Source organism: Streptomyces tubercidicus (assembly GCF_027497495.1).
GTDB lineage: Bacteria > Actinomycetota > Actinomycetes > Streptomycetales > Streptomycetaceae > Streptomyces > Streptomyces tubercidicus.
The window spans coordinates 7917842-7939960 of sequence record NZ_CP114205.1 but is presented as its reverse complement, the minus strand read 5'-3'; the positions used below and the strand labels follow the sequence as shown (position 1 = coordinate 7939960).

Here is a 22119-nt window from a genome sequence, read left to right as displayed (position 1 = left end):
CTTGGCGGCCGCTTCAGTGGGTCATGGTGACCGGCGGCGGGGTCCAAGTGCCGTCGAGAACAGTGGACTTGGGATGGTACATGCGCAGGATCATGGAGAACTGGCCGCTCGGTGCGGGCAGCCAGTTGGACTTTTTGCCTGCCGGGGCATCGTGCTGGATGTAGATGTCCGTGGAACCGTCGGGGTTGCGGGTCGGCTTGACGGCGTGTCCGACCTCGTAGCGGTTGATCGGGTTGCGCACCAGGAAGCCGTCCGGGTCGTACATCGTGAGCGACCAGAAGGCTTTCACCGGCGGGGTTTGCCCGGGGGCGAAGTGGAGGACGTAGCGCTTGGCTCCGGTCAGTGGCTTGCCCCGGCTGTCGGTGCGGACGATCGGGTAGACCGCGTCCTGGGGGCGGTTGGCGCCGAGCCCTTGCCAGGCGGTGGTCGCGCGCAGCAGGTAATCGGTGCCGTAGTCGCCCAGCTTGAGCGAGACGCGCCAGCCGTTCACCTTGTTTCCGGACGTGGCGAGCGCGGCCTTGATCTGCTTCTGGGCCGCGGGTACGGCCTTGCGCAGGGCTTGTGCCGTGGCAGGGCCCTTGGCGTTGATGTCGAACGGCCGGCCGGGGACGATGCCCAGGCGGGCCAGGGTGGCCACCATGCGGGCGTCTTTCTTCGCGGGCGGGTTGGTGGCCATGTGCGAGGCGAGCCGGGAGAAGAAGGTCTGCGCGTCCATGCCGGCGACGCGGGCGGCCGGCGATGTGGCGGGGACGTTCGGGTCGACATGGCCCGGCGGCGGGGTGTGGTGGTGGCCGTAGTCGCGGAGCGGTGTGAGGGTGTAGTGGCGCACCAGGGCCTTGACCGCGGGCAGGTCGGAGGGGCCGTTGAACTGGGTCCGGCCAAGGATCCAGGCGGTCTGGGTGGGCGACTTGATCTGCTTGACTCCGGCGGGCAGTCGGCCGTGCCAGCCGGGGCCGGTGATGGCGAAGTCGCCGGCCGAGCTGCCGGTGGTGCGGGTTCCCGGGGAGGCGAAGACGTCGGTCCAGGCATTGAGCATGGGCATCATGAAGTACCGGCCCTTGGTGTCCGGCACATGGAGCACGATCGGCCCCTTCTTCAGGTCCAGCCACGCCGAGGTGTACAGGGTGTCGACGTTCGGGGCCACCACGGTGTGGAACTCCGGGCCGGGAGTTCTGTCCGCCTTGGCGAACTGGTTCACCGGAGCCCGCAGCGTCGCCGGGTCGGGCTTGCGGACGTTGGTGGACGTCTGCTCGGTGGCCCGCGCCAGGACCAGTGGGTAGCCGTAGACGTACGCCTTGACCGCGTCGGCGGTGGTGGCGGTGGGAGCGGGCGCGGGGTGTGCCGTGCTCGGCTGGGCCGCTGTCACCGGCGCGGCCGACAGGGCGAGCATGACCACCCCCACACCGGTGGCGGCACCCCAGCGGCGGAGTCGTCGCGTTGCGTTCATGAAGGGCTGCTCCTCACAGGGCTGTTGTCGGAGTTGACCGACGGATGCGGGTGGGCCGGCCGGCCGACCGACACCGCGCAACACGAAGGTCTGCACGAAGGTCTGGTCGTCATCGCCTTACTTTCGGCCCCACCTCCGGGCCGGGACAATCAGCCCGGAGGACACCCCAGGCGGCCTATCGTTGTGAGGTGTCACAACGCAGCGCGTCGCCATCTGAGGTCCCGGAACCCGACGAGGACATCCGCGAGCAGGTGGTCGGGCTGGCCGCCCGTCTCGAAGTCCGGATCAACCAGCTGGCCAGGCTGGTTGTCGAGCGCCAGCGGGCCGAGGTCCCCGGCTTCGACGGCCTCCCCGGCGATATGCAGGATCTGGAGATCGCCTCGGCCGCCCGCCACACGATCCGCGGCTTCCTCCGCGGCGTGCAGGGACTCGCGGACAGCGACGCCGAGGTGCTCCGGGAACGCGCCATCCAGCGTGCCTCGGAAGGCGTCCACCTGACCGGGCTGCTCAGGGCGTACCACGTCGCCACCGAGGTGGTGATGGACGCGCTCGGCGCCGCCGCCCGCCCCGGGGAGGAGGCCGCCCTGCTGTGGCTCACCCGCCGGCTGATCACGACGGTCAACTCCCTGGTCGAGGAGGGCACCGAGGCGTACCTGCTGGGGCTGGCCGACCAGCAGGCGGCCAAACGGGAACTGGCCGCGGCACTGCTCGGGGGTGACGCGCCGCAGGAGGTGGCCGCCCGGTGCGGACTCCCCCTCGAACCCGGCTACCTCGTGCTCAGCGTCCGCGCCCCCGTGCCCCAGGAGCCGGTGGCCGCGCGACGACTGCTCCACCAGGTCCTGGTCCGGCTCACGCCCGCCGCGGACGGCCGAGCGCTCAGTCGCCGCCTTCCTCGACTGCGACCTCGACCGACGCCGCACGGCCCAGGCGCTCAATGTCCACCCCAACACCGTCGACAACCGCCTCGCCCGAGCCGCCCAACTCACCGGCCTGGACCCGCACACCACGCACGGCGTACAGCTCTTCGGCGCGGCCCTCACCCTCCGCCGACTCGCTGAGGGATCGGGGCATCGGATGGGTCGCGGTCAACCCGCGGTCGGTCCTCTCCGCCCCGGGCCCGGCTCTTGTGGGGAGGGAGATGACTCGGGCATCGCGCGGGGGAAGGCCCGTCGGTAATTGCTTGGCGACACGCCGATCTGTTTGAGGAAGTGGTGACGGAGGTTGTTCGCCGTGCCCAGGCCGCTCAGCTCCCCGACCTTCTCGATGGGCAAGTCTGTCGATTCCAGCAGGTGTTGGGCTCGTCCCAGACGCTGATTGAGGAGCCACTGAAGTGGCGTTGTCCCGGTGGCCGCCTGGAGTCGCCGGTGGAGGGTCCGTGGGCTCATCGCCGCGCGCTGAGCCAGATCCTCGACCGTCAGGGGTTGGTCCAGGTGTGTACGGGCCCAGTCCAGGACGGGCCCCAGGCTCCCGTCGTCAGTGGTGGGTACGGACAGATCGATGAACTGCGCCTGACCGCCGGGCCGGTGGGCGGGCACCACCATCCGGCGGGCCAGCTGATTGGCGACGTGTGCGCCCAGGTCACGGCGCACCAGATGGAGGCAGAGGTCGAGTCCGGCGGTCAGCCCGGCGCTGGTGAGCACATCGCCGTCGTCCACGTACAGCACCGAGTCGTCGACGCGTACCTTCGGGTAGCGCGCGGCCAGTTGAGCGGTGTGCATCCAATGAGCGGTGGCGCGTCGTCCGTCGAGCAGCCCCGCCTCGGCGAGTGCGAAGGCGCCGGTGCACAGGGAGACCATGCGGGCTCCTGCGTCGTAGGCATGGCGCAGGGCCGTGATCAGTGCCGACGGCAGCGGTCTGCCCTCGTCGACGCAGGGGTCGGGCACCGAGGGCACGATGACCGTGTGGGCGCCGACAAGGTCATCGAGCCCGTAGCGGGTCTGCAGTGACAGTCCGCTCTCGGTCGGAGAGCCGTCCTGCTGACGCTTCCCCGTACTGCACAGCCGCAGGTCGTACCAGGGGTCGGCCAGGTCCGGCTGCGGCTTGCCGAAGACGGTGCAGGGGATGCTCAACTCGTACAGGTCCCATGAGGGGACGCCGATGTCCTCGGCCACGACCACGGCGACGGAACCAGGATTCATGCCTCGAAGGGTATGGCAGGAATTTGGTGGTCGCTGTCATCGGCGTCACTGTTCCCGGCCGCCGCACGCTGCGATCTTGATCCCTACGTGACCAACCGCCGCAGGCGGACGTACAGGGAGTGGTGACATGCATGCTGATCGCCCGGCGGTAACCGTCATGGGCTTGGGCTCAATGGGCTCGGCGCTGGCCGCCGTACTGCTGGAGCGGGGCCACGAGACCACCGTGTGGAACCGCTCTGCGCACAGGGCCCAGTCGCTGGTCGACCGGGGTGCCCGCCTGGCCGCGACACCCGAGGAAGCCATCACAGCGAGCCCGCTGACCCTCGTGTGCGTGCTGGACTACGAGGCGCTGCACGCCGTCCTCGACCCCGTCGCCGGCTCCCTCGCGGGCAAGGTCCTGGTCAACCTCACCTCCGGCTCCCCGGAGCAGGCCCACAAGACCGCCGCGTGGGCCCGGTCGCACGCCGCCGACTACCTCGACGGCGCGGTGATGACCACCCCGCCGGGGGTCGGCAACCCCGAGATGATGTTCCTCTACAGCGGTCCACACACCGTCTTCGAAGCCCACCGTCCGACCTTGGCGTCCCTGGGCGACCCCTTGCACCTGGGCACCGACCCGGGTCTGGCCTCCCTCTACGACGCCGCCCTGCTCGGCCTGATGTGGTCCACCATGACCGGCTGGCTGCACGGAACCGCGCTCGTCGGCGCGGAGAGGACACCGGCCACGGCCTTCACCCCTGTCGCGATCCGCTGGCTGACCGCCGTGGCCGGCTTCCTGACCACTTACGCGCCCCAGGTGGACGCCGGCCGCTACCCGGGCGAAGACGCCACCGTTGACGTGCAGATCGCGGCCATCGACCATCTCATCCACGCGGCGGCGGCCCGCGGCATCGACAACGCCCTGCCCGAACTCCTGAAGTCCGCCATGGAACGGACCAAGGCCGCGGGCCACGGCTCCGACAGCTACGCGAGTGTGATCGAGGTCCTGAAGAGCCCGGCGGACGACAAATGACCGTGACACCACCGGCTACCACTCATCTCGCGCCGGCCCCGACGGCTCCCGCTACCACCGCGCCATGGACGGACCTGCTGGCCGCCGCCACCGACGACTGTCTGGCTGCCCTCCTCAAGGGAGCCGACCAAGACTGGTCACACCCCGCTCACTCCCTCGACTGGACCTGCCGCCAGACCCTCGACCATCTCGCCCTCGGTCTGATGGGCTACACCGGCCTGCTCATTGCCCGCCCCGACGACCGTTACATCACGCTCTTCGCCTCACTCGACCCCCAGGCCCCCGTCCCCGCCTGCCTGGACGGCCTCCGCATCGCCGCGTCCCTCCTCACTTCCACCGTCCGCGACACGACTGCCGAAGCACGCGCCTGGCACCCCTGGGGTCACTCCGACGCCACCGGTTTCGCCGCCATGGGGATCACCGAACTGGCCGTCCACACCTACGACATCACCCGCGCCCTCGGCCTGACGTGGACCCCGCCCGACGACCTCAGCACCGCCGTCCTCGCCCGCCTCTTCCCCGACGCTCCGGCCGGGCACACCCCGTCCGACGCTCTGCTGTGGTGTACGGGCCGCATCCCGCTTCCGGGCCTGCCCCGGCGCGCGGACTGGCAGTGGGACGGAACCGTGCGCTGAGTCACGGCCGGTGGAAGCTGCTGGGCGCGGTCCCCGTGGCGTTCCGGTCGGTCAGGGCTGGGTTGCCTGCCAGGCTCCAGGGCGTTGCCCGGTCTCGCGTAGGAAGAAGGCCGAGAAGTTGGATGCGTCGGTGAAGCCCAGGCGCTCGGCGCAGCGTGTGGCCGGAGGCGGTCGTGGGCAAGGAGGCGCGATGAGTACCACGGTCCTTTCGGCGAGGGCGTGTGCGCGGAAGTCGAGGACCGCGGAGCCGTGCCCGGCCCGGACGATGGCCAGGACGTAGAAGTCCCTGCGCTGGGTCCGTCCAAGGAGTCAGCATGTCGCACGAGAACCAGAACCTTCCCGTCTACGGCCATCAGCCCGGCGAGGGGCCGACGTTGGTGTTTCTGCACTACTGGGGAGGCTCGGCCCGTACGTGGGAGCGGGTCGTGAAGCGGCTGCCCGATCGCGGCGTCCTCGCCTTCGACTTCCGCGGGTGGGGGCGTTCCCGGGAGCTCCCGGGCCCTTCCGGCGGATGCGGATGAGTCTCACGGCACCGTTCGCGCCACTCGTCCCGTATCCACGCATTTGAGTCACAGATCGTCGACAACGCAACCGAACGGGCGAGTCCTTGTCTCTTGCACAGCGCACCGACAGCCACTGTCCGCTGACTGCACCAGCCGAGGAGACATCCGCTATGTCCGAGACATCTACTTCCATGATCCGGCGCCGCCGTAGCCGGGCCATGGGGCTCGCCGTGGCCGGTACGGCCCTCGCCCTCGCGGCCCAGGGCCCGGCGACGGCGGTGGCTGACCAGGCACGTGCCGCCTCGGCCGACCCGGTCTCCGTCCTGCCGTACACCGCCAAGGAGCGCCAGGAAGCCCTCGCCTACTGGACGCCCGCCCGTGTGAAGGCCGTCGGCAAGTCCGTGGATCTCGGTCCGACCGGACCGAAGTCCAAGCCGTGGAAGGGCACGACGATGAAGACCGTCGGGCGGCTCTTCTTCGTCAATGCGAACGGTGCCGATACCTGGTGCACGGCCACTGCCGTGAAAAGCGCCAACCGGTCCGCCGTGATGACCGCGGCCCACTGTGTGCGCAGGGGTTCCTCTCCCGGCAACACCAACATCTTGATGGTGTTCGTCCCCGGCTACAGCAAGGGCAAGATGCCCTACGGCGCGTTCGCGGTACGCGATGCCGTGACCCCGCGCAGCTGGGAGACGGACTCCACCAACGACGTGTCCACGCTGGTCGTCGACGCCGACAAGAACGGCCGCAGGCTCACCGACGTCGTCGGCGGCCAGGACATCGCCTTCAACCGCCCCGTAGGCGGCACCGTCTCCGCCTTCGGCTACCCCGCCACCCGTCCGCAGCTCGGCGAGGAGCTGCTGCGCTGCGTCGGTACGGCGAAGGAGAAGAGCGGGGTGCAGGCCATCCCCTGCGATATGACCGGCGGCTCCAGCGGCGGCCCATGGCTCGCCGACTTCAACGCCACCACCGGCAAGGGCGTCCTGGTCTCGGTCAACAGCGCACTGGACTCCCTGACTCCGACCGAGATGCAGGGAGAACTGCTGGGAGCCACGGCCAAGAAGGTGTACGACCGGGCCCAGACACAGTCCCAGGCCCAGCACGGCTGACCGGAGCAGCGCGGAGACCCCGGGCCTGGCCTGGCCCGGGGGCCCCAGCGAGCCGCAGTCGGTGGTGGAGCCCTGCCCCGCCGGTGGTCAGCGACGCCGTCTGACCACGTCCGTACCGGTCAGCTCTGTTTGGCAGTGACCGGCTCACCTTGGTCGGGGTGCTCACCGGCGGGCGGGTCCGCGTCGGCGCCGCCGTGGTCCTGGGCGTCGGCGTCCGGGGCCCGGTGCGGCAGCTTCGCCGCGACGACGATCGTCACCAGGGCGAGGACGGCCGTGATGCCAAAGGCCAGCTTCATCCCGCTCACCTGTGCAGGCACGGCGGCGACACCGTCGGCGACCAGGTGGCTGGTGCGCGCGGACATCACGGTCACCACCAGCGCGGTTCCGAACGCCGCGGCGACTTGCTGCATCGTCCCGAGCATCGAGCTGCCGTGTGAGTACAGGTGCGGGGGAAGTCCGCCCATGCCGAGCGTGAAGACCGGGGTGAACGTCGCTGCCAGGCTCACCATCAGCAGCGCGTGCAGTCCCAGCACCTGCCAGTACGGCATCGTCGTGGAGACCTGGGTGAACCCGCCGAGGGCGAGCACCATGCCGATCGAGCCGGGCAGCACCAGCGGCCGACTACCGAACCGGTCGAAGACCTTTCCGACGATCGGCCCCAGCAGGCCCATGCCCAGACCGCCCGGCATGACCAGCAGACCGGTCTGCAGTGGGCTGAGTCCGCGCAGGTTCTGCAGGTAGAGCGGCAGCAGGATCATCGCCCCGAGCATCGCCAGGAACCCGATGGACATGAGGACCAAGGACAAGGAGTAGGTGCGGTGTCCCAGGGTGCGCAGGTCCATCAGAGGCGCACCATTGCGTTGCAGTTTGAGCTGGCGGATCACGAATACCGCGATGGCCGCGACTCCGGCGATCACGATGCCGATGGCAAGCCCGACCGCGCCGTCGCTCTCGCCGAAGCGGCTCAGGCCGTACACCAGGCCACCGAATCCGAGCGCCGCCATGCCGACGCTGAGCCAGTCGATGGAGCTGACCTGCGGGTCGCTGATGTTTTCCAGCTTGCGCAGCCCGAACACGGTCACCAGAGCCGCGATCGGCACGACGACCACGAACAGCAGCCGCCAGGAGCCGGCCTGCAGGATCAGCCCGGACACCGCAGGTCCGAGCGCGGGCGCCACCGAGATCGCCAGGGTGACGTTGCCCATCACCCGGCCGCGGTCATGCTCGGGCACGACGATCATCAACGTGGTCATCAGCAGGGGCATCATCACGGCGGTACCTGCGGCCTGCACGACCCGGCCCAGCAGCAGCACCTCGAAGGACGGCGCGACGGCTGACAGGACGGTCCCCGCGAGGAACACGCCCATCGCTATCGCATACGCCTGGCGAGTGGTGACCCGCTGCAGGAACCAGCCGGTGATCGGAATCACGACGGCCATGGTGAGCATGAACGCGGTGGATACCCACTGCGCCGCCTGCTCGGTGATGCGCAACGATTCCATCAGGCGCGGAATCGCGTTGATCATGATGGTCTCGTTGAGGATCACCACGAAGGTGGCCAGTACCAGCAGCCGCACCACCGTCGGTGTGCGGCCCGCCGGCAGGGCAGGTCGTTCTGATATCTCAGCTGACATGGCAGTACCTCGCTGGGGTTCCTGTGAGCAGTCGCCTCGCAGCCAGGGGCCGCCGGCATGGACGTGTGTGGTGACGCCGGTAGAGACCGGCACGCCGGGCAAAACTCATCGCCGGCCCGAAGTGTTCCGCATCACTGCGCAGATCTCCCCCGGATTTCGTCCACTCTTCATCCACTCATCGAAGGCCGACCACAGCCGGGCGGGCCCACGCTTCCGTGAGTCTGACGAAGTCCGGGGGGTGATGTGGTGGACGCTCTGTGTGGCGGCACCCAGCGCCTTGTCATGTCCTTCAGGCTCCGCTGAGGAGATGGTAAGCGAAGGGGGCGGACCTCGGGTCGGACCGTCGTATCGAGACGGTTCCCCACCTCGCGCCCGGGCCGGCCAAAACCGTAAAATTCCACGCGCCCTTCGCGTCTTCGTCGGACAATGGGCCGCATGGTCCTGTCATCTCGCGTACGACTGTGGCTCCTCCCCAACGCCGCTCTCCTGACTGGTTTGCTCGTCTGGGGCATCGTTCGCTATCCGCATCTGCCGAGCCGGATACCGGAGCACATCGGCAGCGAGGGGGTGGACGCCTGGACGAACCGGTCTGTTGGTAGCGCCCTCGGGTTCGTCTTCCTGTACATCGGGGTCACTGTCCTGCTGACCGCCTGTGCGGAGCTGACTCTGCGGGTAACTCCGAGCGCCGAGCTGCCGGACGGCGCCGCACCATTCGGCAATGCGCTGGTGAGGGCGTCGTTCAACCGGCCGCGCACGCGCGTCTCTGCTCTCTGGGTCGCCCGTGCGTTGTTGGCGCTGAACGCCTGCATCGGCATTTCGTTCCTGATCGCCTGCGCAGTCATGTGGCATTCCGTGCCGGAACGAGATATTCCCGGCTGGCTGTTCCCCGCGATGATCGCACCGATCGTCGCCGGTACTGCTCTGACGGTGGCGGCCGCCGTTTACGACCGCCGAGCACCCGCTGCGCACTGAGCCTCCGGGCAGACGTGCTGGACATCTCCGCGCGGCTCATCACAGGAGGAACTCTGCGGCGGCCGCCCTTACGCTCAAATGCCTTGCCGGTTACGGACATTGACGGGTTCGCCTGGCACCTGTCCCCGGACACGGCACTAGAGTGAGACGGTGACCCCTCTGCCGGAAGACCTCTCTGCACGTATCAGCGAAGACGACCGCGACGCGGCCGTGCAGCGTCTGCAGGAGGCATACGCCGAAGAACACCTCTCGCATGAGGAGATGGACGAACTCCTCAACCAGGTGCTCACCGCCAAGACGCACAGCGAGCTCGTGGCGGCTCTGGCCTCGCTCCCGGAACCCCTGGAGGAGGGTGCGGGCACGACGTCCACGATTGCCGCCCAGGGCGGACGGATCAAGCGGCGCGGCGCATGGCGGGTGCCTCGGGTCCTCAAGGTCGCGTCCGCGTACGGAAGGGTGCACCTGGATCTGTCCCGGGCGGTCATCGAGCATCCGGTGATCGACATCGAGCTGCAACTCGGCACCGGCAGGGCGAAGATCACGGTTCCTCGCGATGCGACCGTCGACGTCGAGGAGCTGCACACCGGGTGGAAGGACACCCGCTACAAGGTGCAGCGCCGCTCCCACGCCGGTGGACCGACGATACGGATCTCCGGGACCATGGGGTTCGGACGGTTGAAGATCCGCCACGCGCGACGTTGACGCCCATCGGGGACCGTCGGGGTCTCACTTGCTCACCGGGTGGGCGCCCGGCCGGTCAGACTGACGACCGGCCGTAGCCACCACGTGCGCCGACATCACCGAACCGAACGACACCACCCGGCACTGACCGACTCCGCTCAGGCGCGCTCCGCCGCCGGCACGGAGTCGTCGACCGACACCTCGGGAACCCGTTCGGCGCGAGGGCGAGGTGGTCTGCTACTGCGGTTGAACACAATGATCGAGACCATGATGACGGCGAACCCGATGATCTCCGAGACGGTCGGCCGCTGGCCCAGTACGGGCCAGGCGATCAGCCCCGCGGCGATGGGGACGCCGTAGAAATACGACGCCACCCGATCCGCGCTCTCCGAACGCATCAGGACGAACAGCAGGCTGAGCGCACCGATCGACACCCCGACCGACATCCACAGTTCCGAGAACAGCAGCTCCGGTGTCCACCGGATGACGCCCTGCTCAAAGACCAGTCCGCCGACGAGCATGACGACGGCCGACGAGCCGGACTGCACGAACCCATTGATCAACAGGTGTGCGCCGGGGTTCTTCAACTGGTAGTAGAACTGGCCGGTGGCCACCCCCACCAGGCCGAGGAAACCGAAGGCGACATTGGTCGGGGTGAGCCCGGACGACGACTCCAGGCCCCGGAACACCGTGATGCCGACACCGACCAGCCCGCCGATCAGCGCCAGCACTGACAGCAGCCGGACCTTTCGCGCGGTCACGACGGAGACCATCAGCCACACCAGAAGGGGCTGCAGCGCGATGATCAGCGCCGAGACCGCGGGGGTCATGCCGTGAGAGAGCGCGTAGAACACCCCGGCGGAGAACACCCCCTGGAGCAGGATGCCGCTGACGATGAGGTGGACATAGCCCGAACGCGGCCAGGCGACCCTCAGGCACAGGATCAGGGCGAGCAAGATGACCGCGGTCAGGCCGAACCGAATGGCCAGGTAATAGAAGGGCTCCGCATAGGGCAGGCCGTATCGACCTCCCACGAAACCTGATCCGTAGAGGATCACGAACGTCAACGCGATGAGCGAAACCTTGAGGTTCTTGGTCTCGCGGGTCACTGGCGCATTCCCACCTTCGAGTCAAAAGGAATCATGGCGGTGTGCGCACGCAGCGCACCCGATACTGCCGGCGTGCCGGCGAGCCGCCCGGCAAGCTCGTACTCATTCACCAGGCCGACGATCTCGTTCTTCAACACCGCGATGGCCTTCGGGTAGTCGGCGTCGTCCACGGCGAGCCGCGGGCTGGGCGCAGCCGATCGGGACGAACTCTGCAGCATGCTGATGCCATAAACTCTGGACAGAATGCGCCCCAGGATCACCACCTTGTCCTGCGACGGTGCATCGGCGATATGGCTGAGGTTGATGTCGGTGAGGTGGAGGAACGCATCTTCCAGGTATCCGAACCGGCCGATGAACTCCAGCGGCGATCGAAGCCCGGACTGCTGGAACTGACGCAGGAACAGATGAGCCAGATGCTGGCACAGCAGGTCATTCGTGCCATCAAAAACGGTGTAGACGCGTGCATCGAGCAGCGCGTAGGCAGCGATGTTGTCGGGCGCGCCCTTCCGGTACCCTTCACCGCCGCACAGTTGCTGGTAGTCGAGGGCAGATTCCAGCATGAATTCGGAAGCCAGCACCTTGGTCGCCAGTGAGGCGAACATACTGTCTTCCATGTCTGTGTTGTAGTCCTCCGCCAGCATCAGATGCCGGTAGAGCGCGTTGCACACGACATAGTTCTGTTTGATGCGATCGACCTTGTACCGCACATAGCCGATGTCGTGCAGGGTGCCGTCACCGATCTTCCGTGTACTGACCTGACGCAGCGCCTCTCTGCTCAACCGACGCAGGAAACCGCTGGCCATGGCGGCCTTGCTGAACCGGGACGCGCACAGAATCTCGGCCGCATCGCCCAGGCCCTCCCTCGCCTTGGCGAGCCGGTAATGGCGGGGCACCCGCAGGTCCAGGGTGTTGAGTCCGTATCCGAGGTTCTTCAGCCCCAGGCTGTCGTAGACCTCGGTGGTCACGAATCCGCCGTCTGATCGCTTGTGGGCGAAGTAGGCGAACTCCTTCCGCTCGGGATGCTTGGCGCAGATGATCCACCAGTCCGCCTGCTCACTGAACGCCTGCCAGTGCTTGGTTCCGGTAATCCGGTAGGTGTCACCGTCGTCGTGGTAGGTGGTCTGCATACGCGCGAGGTTCGAACCGCTCCCCGGTTCGGTGAAGGCGAGACCGCCGATGACGGGGTTCTTGGCGAAGTCTTCAAAGACCTCTGCCTTCAGCGCGTCATCACCGCAGGCCGCGACGTTGCGAAGGAAGAGAACCGTCACGATCATCGTGTACATGCCCATCGGCAGATTGCGCTCGGACATCACCTCGATGACCTCACACATCTCCTGATGGCTTTCCCGTCCGCCGTACTCGCGCGGGATGGCCGGTAAGTAGATGCCTAAGTCGACCAGCTTCCGCAGGCTTTCCCTGGAAAGCGGCTCATGCGGCAGTCGGGCGCTGTCGAACTCGTCGATACTGCGCCGAAAATTATCAAGGAACTCGGACGAATCAAGGTCAACCAACGGATGACGCAACATACTCAAGGAATAGTCCCATCTCAACTGGCAACGTGCTTCAGGCGCTACAGCGCACTCAGTTCAGCTCGCAGGTGGTCCGGAATACTGGTGGTGGTTCCCCTTTGGTAATCGAAGTGGACCATGATGCAGGTACCGCGGGCGGCCTCGACGCCATCCTGTGTGGCGATCTGCTCGATAGCAATCGAGGTGTTGCCGATTTTCGCCACCTTCGTCTCGATCACGACGTCGACGGACGCGAAGATCTGCCGGGTGAAGTCGATCTCGTACCGGCGCAGAATGAGCGCAAGGTCGCGCATATTCGCTTCCTTGCTGAACAGCCGGAAAATCGGCAACCGCCCGTGCTCGAACCAGACCGGTACCGCGGAGTTGGTGACATGACCGAGCACATCGACTTCGGAAAACCGCGGCGAAATCGTCACCTTCACGTTCTGCTCCCCAATCGTTCCATTTTTGCGCGTTGTTGACGGTGTCTCATCGCTCGCCTGCCCGAGACGCCCAGCCGTACCGGAGGAGCGTAACGACCGCGGACGCTCCGGGCGGTGGCCGTTGCGCGCAGCTGAACCGGAGGTGGCGTATGCGCCGGAGGCGGGCGTCAGGCGCTGCAGGCGCTGCGCGCGGGGGTGACAGCAAGGCGTGCTCCCACAGCACGACGACGCCCATGTGGCGGGGTAGCGAAGGCAGACTGGCCTGATCACACCTGAACTCTGTCTCGGATCAGGGCGTTGACCGACAGAAACGAAGGCGGGTCAGCGCCACCACCCCAGCCAACTCAGCCGCCAGCCCCCCGCGCGCGGCTTATTGCATATCCTTCGCAATAACTAACCTTCGGCAATTAGCCGGTCAGGTCGCAGCGCGAGAGGGGAATGACATGCAGGGAACGCCCGTGGTGCTGGGCATCGAGTCGTCCTGTGATGAAACAGGGGCGGGGCTGGTGCGCGGGGGTCGGCTGCTGGGGCATGCCGTGGCGTCGAGCATGGAGGAACATGCGCGGTTCGGCGGGGTGGTACCGGAGATCGCCGCCCGCGCCCATGTCCACTCGTTCACCCCGGTGGTGCACCGGGCGCTGGCAGAGGCCGGGCTGCGGATGTCCGATATCGGGGCGGTCGCGGTGACGACCGGGCCGGGGCTTTCCGGTGCGCTCCAGGTCGGACTGGCCGGTGCGAAGGGGCTGGCGTATGCGCTGGGCGTTCCGCTCTACGGCGTGCATCACCTGGCGGGACACGTCGCCGCCGACACCCTGGCGCACGGACCGCTGCCCGACCCCTGCGTGGTGCTGATCGTCTCCGGCGGGCACACCTCGCTGCTGTTCGTCCGCGACCTGGCGCGGGATCCCATCGTGCACCTCGGTGACACTCTCGACGATGCGGCCGGCGAGTGCTTCGACAAGGTCGCCCGGGTCTTCAGGCTGCCGTACCCCGGCGGGCCGGCCATCGACCGGATGGCGCGCGAGGGTGACGCCCGCGCTGTCACACTCCCCCGGCCGCTCACCGGGCCGCGTGATGATCCGTACACCTTCTCGTTCTCGGGGCTGAAGACCGCGGCGGCACGGTGGGCGGAGCGCCACCGCGGGCAGGAACTGCCGGTGGCCGACGGGGCCGCCGCACTACAGGAAGCGGTCGCCGATGTGCTGACCCGGAAGGCGGTGGCCGCCTGCACCGCGCATGGCGTCGGCACTCTGGTCGTGGTCGGCGGGGTGGCGGCTAACTCCCGGGTCCGGGCGCTGGCGGAGGAACGGTGCGCGGCGGCCGGTCTCACCCTGCGCGTCCCACCGCTGAAGCTGTGCACCGACAACGGCGCGATGATCGCCGCCATCGGGGACCTCCTCGTCCGCGCGGGCGCCGACCCCGCACCGCTCGATGTCTCGATCGACCCGTCGGCACCTCTGGAATACGCGGCGCTGCACCCGGTCGCCCGGCCTCTTGCGGGGAAGGCCGCCTGATGGCTGAAGGGGACCGCCTCATCACTCGACGGCACAGCACCGCCTTTTTGGTAATGACATCCATTTCCATATAGAGTGAGTCCGTCACCTACTCACTCAGGAGGTCCGCCATGGCCGTACCCAAGCGGAAGATGTCCCGCAGCAACACCCGCCACCGCCGCGCCCAGTGGAAGGCGACCACCCCGCAGCTCGTGCCCGTCACCGTGGACGGCACCCCGTACCTCGTCCCGCAGCGGCTGGCCAAGGCGTATGAACGCGGGCTGCTGCGACCGGAGAGCTGAGCGGCCGCATGACGCACAACCGACTGCCCGTTACGGTCCTGTCCGGCTTCCTCGGAGCCGGCAAGACCACCCTGCTCAACCACGTCCTGGGCAACCGGGAGGGCCTGCGCGTCGCGGTCATCGTCAATGACATGAGCGAGATCAACATTGACGCGACGCTGGTGCGGGGCGGCGAGGCCGCACTCTCGCGCACCGAGGAACGGCTGGTCGAGATGACCAACGGCTGTATCTGCTGCACCTTGCGCGATGACCTTCTCGAAGAGGTCGACCGGCTGGCCCGCGAGGGGCGCTTCGACTATCTCCTCATCGAGTCCAGCGGCATCTCGGAACCGATGCCGGTCGCGGCCACCTTCGCCTTTCCCCGCGATGACGGAGCGACGCTGGGAGACCTCGCCAAGCTGGACACGATGGTCACCGTCGTCGACGCCGCCAACTTCCTGCCGGAGCTGAACGGAGGCGATGGGCTGGCCGAGCGGGGCCTGGACCAGTATGAGGATGACGAACGCACCGTCAGCGACCTGCTGATGGACCAGATCGAGTTCGCCGATGTCATCGTCCTCAACAAGACCGACCTCGTCGGGACGGAGAGCGCCGACCGTCTCAAGGCCACGCTTGCCCGCCTGAATCCCGCCGCCCGTATCGTCCCGGCCAGTCACGGGCAGGTGAACTCCGCCGACATCCTCGGCACCGGGCTGTTCGACCTGGAGCGGGCCCAGCAGGCCCCGGGCTGGGTGCGCGAAATCAACGGCGACCACGTACCCGAGACCGAGGAGTACGGCATCTCCAGCACGGTCTTCCGTGCCGCCGCTCCCTTCCACCCCGGCCGCCTGTGGACCTTCGTCACTGAGGGACTCGACAGTGGCACCTACGGCCGGATCCTACGCTCCAAAGGCTTCTTCTGGCTGGCCAGCCGTCCCCAGGTCACCGGCCTGTGGTCGCAGGCCGGGGCCGTCGCACGCTTTGAACCGTCCGGGGCCCGTGACACCGACGACAGCCAGGGCCAGGAGCTGGTCTTCATCGGCACCGGGCTACATGCCGAAGCACTCCAAGCGGCCCTGGAAGGCTGCCTCTTGGCCGAAGGGGAACGTCTCACCGACGACCCGTTCCCCGCGTGGGACACCTACGGAATCGACGACGCCTGCGCACACGAGCAGCCCGACCTGGTGGCGCAGGCCTGAAAGCTCCGGGTTGGGCAGTGGTCGCAGCCACGGCACTGCCCAACCCGGCCTGATCGAGGGGCGAGCGCCAGCAATGGGCGACAGGCGGCGCGACAAGATCGCCTTTCAGCACACCGGAGATCCACGATGACCCACGCACCACACCCCAGCTACACCCTTCGCCCCGCCACACCATCAGACATCGACGGCGCGCGCCGCCTGATGCTCGACACCTTCTATTCGGAGTTCGGCTACGGCTACGTTCCCGCATGGCACCGGGACGTCGTCGATATCGCGGGCACCTACCTGGATGACCCACGGCATCTCCTGCTGGTCGCCGTGCACGACGGTGAGGTGGTAGCCACGACCGGTGTGCGCTCGGCCGGGCCGGTCCACCCGCCCCACCCCCGCTGGCTCGCCGAGCGCTACCCGGACGGGACCACCGCACAAATTGTCCGCGTCTATGTCCGGCGAGGCCACCGACGGCACGGCCTGGCACGGACCCTGGTGCACATGGCCGCCGACTTCGCCGCCACGACTCCTGGCTACGACAGCATCTATCTGCACACCAATGTCCGGGCAGAAGGAGCCGAAGGCTTCTGGCGGAGCATGGCCAAGGAGGTGTTCGACGCCCGGACCACCGGCGAACACGGCCCCGGCGTCGACACGGTCCACTTCGAAATCCCCATGCCCCAGCCGGGCCCGGGTCCGGTCCAGAGCTAAGGGCTGTCCCGTAGGACATTGGCGCCGCCGCCGTCGACAACGGCACGCTGGTTCGGACGGCGAGGCCGCGGTGGTACCGGCGCGGGAGCAGCAGCGCGGTGGCAGCGAGGGATACCACCGCGATGCATCGATTGCCGGAAGTGGATAGTCGCCTCCCGATACGGATAGGGCGGAGCCGTGGCGGCTCCTAGGGTTCCGGTGAATTCGGTGCTCAGGAGGCGTGGATGAAGAGCTGCCGCGGTGCGCGGACGGCCGTGATCGTGGGTGCGGGTGTCGCCGGTCTGACGGCGGCGTCGGCCCTGGCGCGCAGGGGGTGGCGGGTCGAGATCGCCGAGGCCGCCCCGGCGACGGCGACGTCGGGATGGGGGCTGTGCCTGACCGGCCCTGCGCTGCGCGCGCTGGACGAGTTGGGACTCGCGGACAGGTGTCTGGCCGAGGGCTACGGGATGGCCGGCATCACCCATGTGGACGTGAACGGCGCGTCTGCGGACCAGGTCCAGTTGCCGCGTCTGATCGGCGCGGAGCGGCCGGCGATGCTCGGCATGGCGCGCCCCGTACTGCACCGGATCCTGCGGGAGACGGCCGAGCGCAGTGGGGTGGTGGTGCACTACGGGATGACGGTCGCGGCGGTGGACCAGGAGGAGGAGCTGGTCCGGGTGCGGTTCTCGGACGGGACGGTCCGGCAGGTCGCGCTGTTGGTGGGCGCGGATGGCATCCGCTCGTCGGTCCGGGCCCTGCTGGGCTTGGCGACCTCGCTCGACTACCACGGGCAGATGGTCTGGCGGGCCCTGGTGCCGCGCCCGCGGTGGGCCACGGGTGTCCATCAGTTCGCCGGCGAGGTCAACACGGCTGGAGTCATCCCCATCTCGGGCAGCCAGGCGTACGTGTTCCTCACGGAGAACGGAGTAGGACACAGCGCCCTGCCCGATGCCGAACTCGCCCCGCGCCTGCGGCAGCTCCTTGCGGGCTTCCCGGGGCGGGTGAAAGAGATCCGCCCTCTGGTGTCCGCGTCGGAGTCGGTGGTACGCCGCCCGGTCCGGACGGCGCTGTTGGCGGGTGCCTGGAACCGCGGAAGCGGCGTCGTCATCGGTGACGCCGCGCACGCGCCGGCACCGCAGATGGCCAGCGGCGCGGCCCTGGCGATCGAGGACGGGCTCGTGCTGGCCCACGAACTCGCGTGTCATGAGTCGGTCGGCGCGGGGCTCACGTCGTTCGTCGACCGGCGTGCACAGCGGTGCCGCACGCTCGTTCAGACCTCGGTGGCGATCGTCGGCCTGGAGCAGGCACAGCGTCACCGCGAGGCGTACCCGCTGGTCAACGCCTGTCACCAGCAGATGGCCGAGCCGGCGTAACCATTCATCCGATGCCCACCGTCGATGCCCACCGTCGTCGACCGGCTGACCGAACGCCTCAACTCATCCGCCCCATACGAGGAGTGTGACCGATGAGCGACACAAGCTTGATCACCCACCTGCGGCATATCGATGTCGCCATGCCGAACTTCGCCGAACAGCGCCAGTTCTACACCGAGTTATGGGGGCTGACGGAGACCGCCGGTGACACGGGTGTCTCCTTCCTGGCGGCCGAAGGCTCCCCGGAGCAGTACGTGGTGCGGCTGCGCGAGGACCAGCAGAAGCGCACCGACCTCATCGCCTTCGGTGCCGCCCACCCCGCCGATGTCGACGCCCTGGCCGCGCAGTTGATCGCGCAGGGGGTGAAGCTGGTGCGGGAACCGAAGGTGCTGGACACTCCCGGAGGCGGCTATGCGGTCCGCTTCTTCGACAACGAGGGCCGTGTGGTCGAGGTCTCCGCCGACGTCACCCCACGCCGGCACCGCACGATCGAGGCCCGGGAGTCCATCCCCGTGCGGCTGTCGCATGTGCTGATGAACTCGCCCACGCCCGAAGCCACGGTGGCCTGGTACATCAAGCATCTCGGTTTCCGGCTCTCGGACACCCTGTGCATCGGCGGCCGCGGCGAGATCATGTGGTTTCTGCGCTGCAACACCTACCACCACAGCTTCGGCATCGTCCGCGGCCCGCATGCGGCCTTCCACCACGCGTCCTTCGAGATGCGCGGGGTGGACGAGTTCCTGCGCGGCACGGGCCGGATGCAGCGGCTGGGCATCGAGCGCCTGTGGGGTCCGGGCCGGCACCGCGCCGGTGACAACTCCTTCAGTTACTACCTCGACCGGGCGGGCAACACTGTCGAGTACACCACCGAGCTCGAAGTCGTGGACGAGGACACCTGGCATCCGCACCTCTTCGACCTGACGGACCCCACCAACGCCGACCAGTGGGGCACGGCCAATGAGATGAACGAATACATTGCCGCCAAGTCCCACAATGACGTCGACCCCGGGCTGTTCGTCGCCCCGCCGATCTGAGCGTCCTCGGAGCGAGGTGGCCAACGTCTGGCCGCACAAGGAGTTCCCACCATGACGCGGTCTACGAGTGACGCCATGACCACTCCCCTGCGCACGTTCCGCATCACCAAATCTCGGAACCCGGTCGATCTGCTCAACGCTGCCACCCGGCTGTTCGGCGGCTCGATCACCACCTCTCCCCTGGACGGCCTGGCCGGCGGCGAGCACGAACTGCGCGGCGTCGCCGCCCCCGACTTCGCGGTCGGCTACTTCGCCTCGCCACTCGACGTCCGCGTCGCTTCGGCGGCCGGCCGCCGCCGCTCCTACTTCGTCAACATAGGTGTGTCCGGCGCAATCGCGGCGACCTGCGGCAGCCTGCACGCGACCCTCGACAAGGCCACCGCAGGAGTCGTGAACCCCGGAGACACTCAGGAGCTGCGCCCCGCTCGCAGCCGGACGCGTTTTCTGGGTCTGAGGATCGATGCCGCCCTCGTCGACCAGGAGTTCGCCGCGCTCACCGGGCAACTGCCGACATCGACCGTACGCTTCGACTTCGCCCTGGACCTGGCCAAACCCAAGGGCCGGGCGGTACGGCTGCTGGTGCATTCCCTCGTGGAGCAGCTGGACTCAGGAGACCCCTTGTTCCAGCGTGCGGAGCTGCCGCGCAGCCAGCTGCGATGCATTGTCACCGCCCTGCTGCTGGCTCAGCCCCACACCCATACCGGCGAGCTTCGGGACGGCCCTCATCCCAGTCACCCGCGCTCTTTACGCGCGGCTCTCTCCTTCATCGAAACGAACCTCTCGGAACGCCTCACCCTCAGCGACATCGCCGCCGCCGCAGACTGCAGCCCACGGACCGTCAGCTCCGCATTCCGCGCCCAACTCGGGCTGTCTCCCCTCACCTACGTCCGCAACCTGAGGCTGGACCGGATCCGCGAGGACATCCTCACCTCCACCGATCACGTCAGCACCATCGCCTACCGGTGGGGCGTCTCCCACCTGGGCCGCTTCGCCGCCGAGTACCGCGACCGCTTCGGCGAACTGCCCTCCGACACGGCGGCCCGCCGGTAGCAAAGAACGCACTTTTCGGTGACTGGGGAACCTCATGGTGACCAAGCAGTTCAAGGGCTCGTCCAAGTCCAAGGACGAAGCGGACCTGACGCGCGCGGACTCGCTGGCGCGGGAGATCTTCTCGGATGTCGCCAACAAGTGGGCGTTCCTGATCATCGAAGCCGTGGGTGACCGCACCCTGCGCTTCACCGAGCTGCGCGACGAGATCGAGGGCATCAGCCACAAGATGCTCACCCAGAACCTGCGCATGCTGGAGCGCAACGGTCTGGTCGAGCGGTGCGTGCATCCGACCGTGCCGCCACGGTTCGAGTACACCCTCACGGAGCCGGGGCGAGCCCTGCGCGCGACGGTTGCCGGGATGTGCGACTGGACCCACCAGTACCTCGGCCATATCGAGACCGCCCGCCGCCGCTTCGACGACTGAGGGCGACTGAGGACGACTGAGGGTGACGGCCGGAGGGGCCAGTCATTCAGAGGGGCCAACTAGGTGCACCGTCGGTGCTTTCGCCCCTGAGCAGCCGGTTCCGGCCTCGTGCCTGGCAGGCTAGGAGCATGTGTGGCCGATTTGTCTCCACCCGCAGCCCGCAAGATCTGGCGGACGTCTTCGATGTCACCCGCTGGGACCCTGACCGGGCTCTGGAGCCGAGCTGGAATGTGGCGCCGACGGACGATGTCTGGTCGGTGCTGGAACGCGTCGAGCGGGAGACCGGGGAGATCACCCGGCAGTTGCGGCCGCTGCGCTGGGGCCTGGTGCCGTCCTGGGCGAAGAGCCTGAAGACGGGCGCGAAAATGATCAACGCCAGGGTGGAGACCGTCGCGGAGAAACCGGCCTACCGCCGCGCGTTCGCCAAGCGGCGCTGTCTGCTGCCCGCGGACGGGTTCTACGAGTGGCAGACCGTCGCCGCGACCAAGACCGCCAAGTCCTACAAGCAGCCGTACTTCATCAGCCCCGAAGACAGCCAGGTCATGGCGCTCGCCGGCCTGTACGAGTTCTGGCGCGACCCGGCCGCCGAGGACGACGACGCGCCTGGGGCATGGTGGACCACCTGCACGATCATCACCACCGAAGCCACCGATGCCGCCGGCCGCGTCCACCCCCGCATGCCGCTGGCCGTCGCCCCCGCCGACTGGAGCGCCTGGCTCGACCCCGCCCACCACGACCCCGGCGAGCTACGCGCCCTGCTGGCCGCCCCCGCCGCCGGACATCTGGCCGCCCGCGCCGTATCGACCGCGGTCAACGATGTGCGGAACAACGGCCCGCAGCTCCTTTCCGAGCCGGCCGAGGACACCGGCAACGCCTGAGCAAGGGCGCGGGAGCGGCCGGCGGCCCTGGCGGAGCGCCAGGGCCGCCGTCCTGTTCAGAGGTGCCAGCTGATGGTCCCGCTGCGGGCGGACAGCACCGCCAGCAGCACGAGGTCCACGGTGCCGAACAACAGGCCCAGGTAGGCGCGCAGGCGCCGGATGGTGCCGCGGTAGAGAGCCGCGGCACCGAAGAAGAGGGCGCACGGGCCGAAGAAGATGTTGAACACCAGGATGCCCAGCAGGCCGCAAATGAACGCGGCGACGGCCATCCGGTCGGCCTGCGGGTGCGGTCCGGTCTTCAGCGGGATCCGGGCGGAGGTCATCGGCCGGCTCCCTTCGTCGTGCTGCCGGCCTTACGGCGCTCCCTCGTCAGGAAGATCAACAGCCAGGCCGCGATGGCGATTCCGGCGACGACCGTGACGGGCACCGGGAGATGCGCCGCGGTCCCGATCAGCGCGCCGAACAGGAACAGGGCTACGACCAAGAAAAGCATGATCCGCCTTTCCGTATGGGGG

The 22119-nt window shown here is 68.2% G+C and carries 23 protein-coding genes and 3 pseudogenes; 17 read left to right on the top strand and 9 right to left on the bottom strand.

Annotation, left to right across the window (positions count from 1 at the left end):
- Positions 1–13 precede the first annotated feature (13 nt).
- Complete coding sequence (locus STRTU_RS34330; RefSeq protein ID WP_218039353.1) at positions 14–1447, bottom strand: DUF1254 domain-containing protein; 1434 nt, start codon at positions 1445–1447, stop codon at positions 14–16.
- Positions 1448–1491: 44 nt separating this feature from the next.
- On the opposite strand from STRTU_RS34330, the pseudogene STRTU_RS36355 reads away from it, so the two are divergent.
- Together STRTU_RS36355 and STRTU_RS36245 are read left to right on the top strand one after the other, a co-directional pair.
- A pseudogene (locus STRTU_RS36355) lies at positions 1492–2124 on the top strand (RsbRD N-terminal domain-containing protein); the annotation flags it as partial.
- Between the two features lie 37 nt (positions 2125–2161).
- Positions 2162–2623 carry a helix-turn-helix domain-containing protein gene (locus STRTU_RS36245; protein ID WP_159749149.1) on the top strand — a complete coding sequence of 154 codons (462 nt, stop codon included), beginning with the start codon at positions 2162–2164 and terminating at the stop codon, positions 2621–2623.
- Here the strand turns inward: STRTU_RS36245 and STRTU_RS34320 are convergent.
- Positions 2533–3564 (bottom strand): GlxA family transcriptional regulator, encoded by a 1032-nt coding sequence (locus tag STRTU_RS34320; protein ID WP_418954030.1) that lies wholly within the window; start codon positions 3562–3564, stop codon positions 2533–2535. The genes STRTU_RS36245 and STRTU_RS34320 overlap by 91 nt on opposite strands.
- A gap of 148 nt (positions 3565–3712) precedes the next feature.
- Here STRTU_RS34320 and STRTU_RS34315 point away from each other — a divergent pair, with 148 nt between their 5' ends.
- Positions 3713–4597, top strand: coding sequence for an NAD(P)-dependent oxidoreductase (locus STRTU_RS34315; protein WP_159749145.1), 885 nt, complete (start codon positions 3713–3715; stop codon positions 4595–4597).
- Positions 4594–5232, top strand: coding sequence for a maleylpyruvate isomerase N-terminal domain-containing protein (locus tag STRTU_RS34310; RefSeq protein WP_159749143.1), 639 nt, complete (start codon positions 4594–4596; stop codon positions 5230–5232). Before STRTU_RS34315 ends, STRTU_RS34310 begins: the two co-directional genes overlap by 4 nt.
- A gap of 51 nt (positions 5233–5283) precedes the next feature.
- Here the strand turns inward: STRTU_RS34310 and STRTU_RS34305 are convergent.
- Positions 5284–5426, bottom strand: a pseudogene (locus STRTU_RS34305) (helix-turn-helix domain-containing protein); the annotation flags it as partial.
- Between the two features lie 120 nt (positions 5427–5546).
- On the opposite strand from STRTU_RS34305, the pseudogene STRTU_RS34300 reads away from it, so the two are divergent.
- Together STRTU_RS34300 and STRTU_RS34295 are read left to right on the top strand one after the other, a co-directional pair.
- Positions 5547–5735, top strand: a pseudogene (locus STRTU_RS34300) (alpha/beta fold hydrolase); the annotation flags it as partial.
- Positions 5736–5905: 170 nt separating this feature from the next.
- Complete coding sequence (locus STRTU_RS34295) at positions 5906–6844, top strand: trypsin-like serine peptidase (protein WP_246241611.1); 939 nt, start codon at positions 5906–5908, stop codon at positions 6842–6844.
- Positions 6845–6963: 119 nt separating this feature from the next.
- Here the strand turns inward: STRTU_RS34295 and STRTU_RS34290 are convergent, their stop codons facing one another.
- Complete coding sequence (locus tag STRTU_RS34290; RefSeq protein WP_159749141.1) at positions 6964–8478, bottom strand: MDR family MFS transporter; 1515 nt, start codon at positions 8476–8478, stop codon at positions 6964–6966.
- A gap of 435 nt (positions 8479–8913) precedes the next feature.
- Here STRTU_RS34290 and STRTU_RS34285 point away from each other — a divergent pair, with 435 nt between their 5' ends.
- Together STRTU_RS34285 and STRTU_RS34280 are read left to right on the top strand one after the other, a co-directional pair.
- The gene (locus tag STRTU_RS34285; protein WP_159749139.1) at positions 8914–9450 is read left to right on the top strand and encodes a DUF1648 domain-containing protein; all 537 of its coding nucleotides are present in this window, start codon (positions 8914–8916) and stop codon (positions 9448–9450) included.
- A 150-nt stretch (positions 9451–9600) separates the two neighbouring features.
- Complete coding sequence (locus tag STRTU_RS34280; RefSeq protein ID WP_159749136.1) at positions 9601–10152, top strand: DUF1707 SHOCT-like domain-containing protein; 552 nt, start codon at positions 9601–9603, stop codon at positions 10150–10152.
- A gap of 137 nt (positions 10153–10289) precedes the next feature.
- On the opposite strand, the gene STRTU_RS34275 is transcribed toward STRTU_RS34280, so the two are convergent.
- Genes STRTU_RS34275 through STRTU_RS34265 form a run of 3 tightly spaced genes read right to left on the bottom strand, consistent with a single transcriptional unit; the run spans position 10290 to position 13191 of the window.
- Positions 10290–11240: a DMT family transporter gene (locus tag STRTU_RS34275; RefSeq protein ID WP_159749134.1), complete on the bottom strand. Its 951-nt coding sequence runs from the start codon at positions 11238–11240 to the stop codon at positions 10290–10292.
- Entirely contained in the window at positions 11237–12766 is a 1530-nt protein-coding gene (locus STRTU_RS34270) for an acyl-CoA dehydrogenase family protein (protein ID WP_159749132.1), read from the bottom strand. Before STRTU_RS34270 ends, STRTU_RS34275 begins: the two co-directional genes overlap by 4 nt.
- A 44-nt stretch (positions 12767–12810) precedes the next feature.
- Positions 12811–13191 carry an acyl-CoA thioesterase gene (locus STRTU_RS34265; RefSeq protein WP_159749130.1) on the bottom strand — a complete coding sequence of 127 codons (381 nt, stop codon included), beginning with the start codon at positions 13189–13191 and terminating at the stop codon, positions 12811–12813.
- A 443-nt stretch (positions 13192–13634) separates the two neighbouring features.
- Here STRTU_RS34265 and tsaD point away from each other — a divergent pair, with 443 nt between their 5' ends.
- From tsaD to STRTU_RS34220, 9 genes are all read left to right on the top strand, one after another.
- Complete coding sequence (gene tsaD, locus STRTU_RS34260) at positions 13635–14705, top strand: tRNA (adenosine(37)-N6)-threonylcarbamoyltransferase complex transferase subunit TsaD (RefSeq protein WP_159749128.1); 1071 nt, start codon at positions 13635–13637, stop codon at positions 14703–14705.
- A 110-nt stretch (positions 14706–14815) separates the two neighbouring features.
- Entirely contained in the window at positions 14816–14986 is a 171-nt protein-coding gene (rpmF, locus tag STRTU_RS34255) for a 50S ribosomal protein L32 (protein WP_006601600.1), read from the top strand.
- Positions 14987–14994: 8 nt separating this feature from the next.
- Complete coding sequence (locus tag STRTU_RS34250; protein WP_159749126.1) at positions 14995–16164, top strand: GTP-binding protein; 1170 nt, start codon at positions 14995–14997, stop codon at positions 16162–16164.
- Positions 16165–16290: 126 nt separating this feature from the next.
- A complete protein-coding gene (locus STRTU_RS34245; protein ID WP_159749124.1) occupies positions 16291–16866 on the top strand; it encodes a GNAT family N-acetyltransferase in 576 nt (191 codons plus the stop codon).
- Positions 16867–17090: 224 nt separating this feature from the next.
- A complete protein-coding gene (locus STRTU_RS34240; RefSeq protein WP_246241609.1) occupies positions 17091–18218 on the top strand; it encodes an FAD-dependent monooxygenase in 1128 nt (375 codons plus the stop codon).
- Positions 18219–18310: 92 nt separating this feature from the next.
- A complete protein-coding gene (locus STRTU_RS34235; protein ID WP_159749122.1) occupies positions 18311–19252 on the top strand; it encodes a VOC family protein in 942 nt (313 codons plus the stop codon).
- A gap of 51 nt (positions 19253–19303) precedes the next feature.
- Positions 19304–20302, top strand: a complete 999-nt coding sequence (locus STRTU_RS34230; protein WP_246241608.1) for a helix-turn-helix transcriptional regulator — start codon at positions 19304–19306, stop codon at positions 20300–20302.
- 34 nt (positions 20303–20336) lie between these two features.
- Positions 20337–20726 (top strand): winged helix-turn-helix transcriptional regulator, encoded by a 390-nt coding sequence (locus tag STRTU_RS34225; protein ID WP_159749120.1) that lies wholly within the window; start codon positions 20337–20339, stop codon positions 20724–20726.
- 128 nt (positions 20727–20854) lie between these two features.
- Complete coding sequence (locus STRTU_RS34220; RefSeq protein WP_159749117.1) at positions 20855–21604, top strand: SOS response-associated peptidase; 750 nt, start codon at positions 20855–20857, stop codon at positions 21602–21604.
- Between the two features lie 56 nt (positions 21605–21660).
- Here STRTU_RS34220 and STRTU_RS34215 read toward each other — a convergent pair whose 3' ends face one another.
- Positions 21661–21927, bottom strand: a complete 267-nt coding sequence (locus STRTU_RS34215) for a DUF4190 domain-containing protein (protein ID WP_159749116.1) — start codon at positions 21925–21927, stop codon at positions 21661–21663.
- Complete coding sequence (locus STRTU_RS34210) at positions 21924–22088, bottom strand: hypothetical protein (protein ID WP_167539269.1); 165 nt, start codon at positions 22086–22088, stop codon at positions 21924–21926. The genes STRTU_RS34215 and STRTU_RS34210 overlap by 4 nt, the downstream gene beginning before the upstream one ends.
- Between the last annotated feature and the right edge of the window lie 31 nt (positions 22089–22119).